Below are 268 nucleotides of genomic sequence, written 5' to 3' on the forward strand. Positions count from 1 at the left end.
CCCGTGTCCGCTGGTCTCTGAGGGAGCAGTTGTTGTTCCTCATGTGGGTGAGGTAGACGGCCTCGATCATTATGAGGCTGATGAGAATGTGCGAGAAGATCCACTCCTCCATCTCGCCGCCTTTGAGGAACACTTTCTTGATGTCTCCATCTTCAAACACGTCCTCCTTGAAGGCGCCTTTGGCATTCTGACGGGTGAGCGAGGCCTCGAAGACCTTCTGGATGTGCATAGACGGCTCAATCAGAGGATGGCCGGATATGTAGGAGGC

1 protein-coding gene is annotated in these 268 nt (G+C 54.5%); it reads right to left on the reverse strand.

All coding sequences use genetic code 11. From position 1 onward, the window contains the following. Positions 1–268 (reverse strand): hypothetical protein (locus JEM65_RS21725; protein ID WP_199603849.1); only part of this gene is annotated, 268 nt, incomplete at both ends.

The sequence above is a fragment of the Gelidibacter salicanalis genome, assembly GCF_016469035.1.
GTDB classification, from domain to species: domain Bacteria; phylum Bacteroidota; class Bacteroidia; order Flavobacteriales; family Flavobacteriaceae; genus Gelidibacter; species Gelidibacter salicanalis_A.